The 2700-nt window shown below is 66.7% G+C and carries 3 protein-coding genes; 1 reads left to right on the top strand and 2 read right to left on the bottom strand.

Features of this window, described 5'->3' with window-relative positions; all coding sequences use genetic code 11:
- Window positions 1-62: 62 nt before the first annotated feature.
- The gene (locus ACYP33_RS34280) at window positions 63-749 is read left to right on the top strand and encodes a VTT domain-containing protein (protein WP_459625540.1); all 687 of its coding nucleotides are present in this window, start codon (window positions 63-65) and stop codon (window positions 747-749) included.
- A gap of 105 nt (window positions 750-854) precedes the next feature.
- Here ACYP33_RS34280 and ACYP33_RS34275 read toward each other — a convergent pair whose 3' ends face one another.
- On the bottom strand, window positions 855-1670 hold the full coding sequence (locus tag ACYP33_RS34275; RefSeq protein WP_414444007.1) for a mechanosensitive ion channel family protein: 816 nt from the start codon (window positions 1668-1670) through the stop codon (window positions 855-857).
- Window positions 1671-1774: 104 nt separating this feature from the next.
- Entirely contained in the window at window positions 1775-2626 is an 852-nt protein-coding gene (locus ACYP33_RS34270; protein WP_414444008.1) for a class II glutamine amidotransferase, read from the bottom strand.
- Between the last annotated feature and the right edge of the window lie 74 nt (window positions 2627-2700).

Genomic DNA, 2700 nt, shown 5'->3' with positions numbered 1-2700 from the left:
GGCAGCGCCTGGCCTTCAGGCGCTGCCGCTCCTGCACTGTCTCGAATTTGAGGGAAACGCATTTGGATACGCTGCTCCATTTTTTCGGTCTCGTCCTGCACATCGATGCGTTCCTCGGCCAGTTCATCCGGCAGTACGGCGCCTGGGTGTACCTCGTGCTGTTCCTGATCGTGTTCTGCGAGACCGGGCTGGTGATCCTGCCCTTCCTGCCGGGCGATTCGCTGCTGTTCATCGCGGGCGCGTTCGCCGCCTCGGGCGAGATGAGCCTGGCGGGCCTGATCGTGCTGCTGCTGGTGGCGGCCACGCTCGGCAACACCGTCAACTACCTGATCGGCTGCGCGATCGGCCCGAAGGTGTTCGACACGCGGGTGCCCGTGCTCGAGCGCTTTCTCGACCGCGCCGCGCTGCAAAAGACGCACAACTTCTACGAGCGCCATGGCGGCAAGACGCTGGTGGCCGCGCGCTTCATTCCGGTGGTGCGGACCTTCGCGCCGTTCGTGGCCGGCGTGTCGCAGATGGGTTTCGCGCGCTTCCAGTTCTTCAATATCGCCGGCGCGTTGCTGTGGGTGCTGCTGCTGACGCTGCTCGGCTATTTCTTCGGTAACATCCCGTTCATTCGCCACTACCTGAACGTGATCGTGCTGGTCGGGATCGGCGCGGCTGCCGTGCCGGTGGTGATCGGTGCGCTGTGGAAGCTGTTTCGCGGCCGCTCGAATGCGCCGCGCACGGGCGAGCAGGGACGCGGCTGACGGTCCGCACCGCGCCCGCATCGCGCAACGCACGCCTTGCAAACGACAACGCCCGCTCGGATCGAGCGGGCGTTGTTTTATGTGGCTTCCGGGTAGCCGCCGGCGTCAGTCCGCCGAGCGCTGGATCGTCGGCGTTTCGGGCGTCGGATAGCCTGCGTCGCGCAGCGTATCGAGGATCGCGTGCTGGCCGTCGCAATAGACCTGCCAGTAGGTGCCCGGCGGCGTGCTCGGGCGCACGAACAGCAGCGGGCCTTCCGGCGTGAACTGCAGGATGCCGATGTCGGGCGCGGGCGCCGTCATCACGTTCGGGATCTTCAGGATCGCCTCGCGCAGCTTGGCGATCGCTTCCACGGCATCCACGCCGTTCGCGATCTTCGCGGTCAGATCCACGCGACGGTGCGTCGTCGCACTGTAGTTCGAGATCGTGTCCGAGAAGATCTTGTTGTTGCCGACGATCGTGACGACGTTGTCGCCCGTCAGCATCGTCGTGCTGAACAGGCCCAGTTCCTTGACGGTGCCGCTGACGCCCGCCGCCGAGATCGAATCGCCCACCTTGAACGGGCGCAGCACCTGCAGGAACACGCCCGCCGCGAAATGCGCCAGCAGGCCGCCCCAGGCCGTGCCGACCGCGAGGCCGATGCCCGCCAGCAGCGCGGCGAACGAGGTCGTCTGGACGCCGAACACTTGCAGGATCGCGAGGATCAGGACGACCGTCAGCAGCACGCTGACCACCGAGGACAGGTAAAACGCGAGGGTCGTGTCGACCTTGCCGCTGCGCTGCACGAGCCGGCCGAGCAGGCGCGTGGCGAGCCGGATCAGCCAGCGGCCGACGATCCACAGCGCGATCGCCGCGATCACCTTGAGGCCGAAATCCATGCCGCGCGTCAACAGGAATTGCTGCGCGTTTGCGAGATCCACCATACGTTCTCCTGAACGATGAAATCGGGGCGCGACATGCGCCCGGCTGCGCAGTTATACCTGCGCGAGCCGGCAGGAGCAACCGGCCGAGATCGATCGTGATGGAGTCAGCGATGCGCGCCGTTGTGCGGGGTGCGCGGCGTGAACGGCACCTGTTCGACGGTGCCCTGGTGCGCGACGATCGCCGTGCTTTCGGGGATCTCCTCCCAGGCGTTCGGCAGATCGACGAGCGGCTCCGACAGCACCAGGAACGCGTCGTCGCCTACCGCCGCGATGCGCGGATCGTCGGGGTACAGCTCGTGTAGATGGCGGAACGACGTGCTGTGGAACAGCGTGCGCGACTGGCGCTCGCTCGAATAGCGCACCGCGACGATGCGTTCGCCGTCGGTGGCGCACACCGTCATGTTGATCGGGTTCTCGACGCGGTGTCGAGCGGCCGCTTCCTCGATCGCGCCGACCATCCGCTCCAGCGCCGGCAGCGGCGTGTGTTCGAGGCCGAACGTCAGCGCCAGGTGGAACATCACTTCGGAGTCCGTCGAACCTTCGACCGAGTGGAACAGCGCCGGATCGATGCGCATCATCAGGTCATGGCGCAGCTTGTGATAGCGGCGGATCAGCCCGTTATGGACGAACAGCCAGCGGCCGTGCCGGAACGGGTGACAGTTGGTTTCCTGGATCGGCGTATCGGTGGCCGCGCGAATGTGCGCGACGAAGTGCGGCGAGTGGATCGCGCGCGCCGCTTCGCGCAGGTTGCGATCGTTCCAGGCCGGGTGGACCGAGCGGTAGCGGAACGGGATTTCGTCGCGACCGCCGTACCAGCCGATGCCGAACCCGTCGCCGTTGGTGGTGGTCGCACCCAGGCGCGAGTGCAGGCTTTGGTCGATCAGGGAATGGCGAGCCCGGAACAGGACGGTTTCGAGCTGGATGGGGTTGCCGGTGTAGGCGAGCCAGCGGCACATGGGGGGAGCCTCCTGCAGCGAATGGGCGGGCGCGCGCGGGAACGTCACGCCGAAGCCGGACGGGATGCTGGCGA

Source organism: Burkholderia sp. 3C (genome assembly GCF_054589155.1).
Note: the sequence above shows the minus strand (reverse complement) of the source record. Positions and strands in the feature narration are given on the sequence as shown.

Coding starts and splice junctions, on each gene's coding strand:
- ACYP33_RS34275 (WP_414444007.1), bottom strand. CDS start 1,670: ATGGTGGATCTCGCAAACGCGCAGCAATTCCTGTTGACGCGCGGCATG.
- ACYP33_RS34270 (WP_414444008.1), bottom strand. CDS start 2,626: ATGTGCCGCTGGCTCGCCTACACCGGCAACCCCATCCAGCTCGAAACC.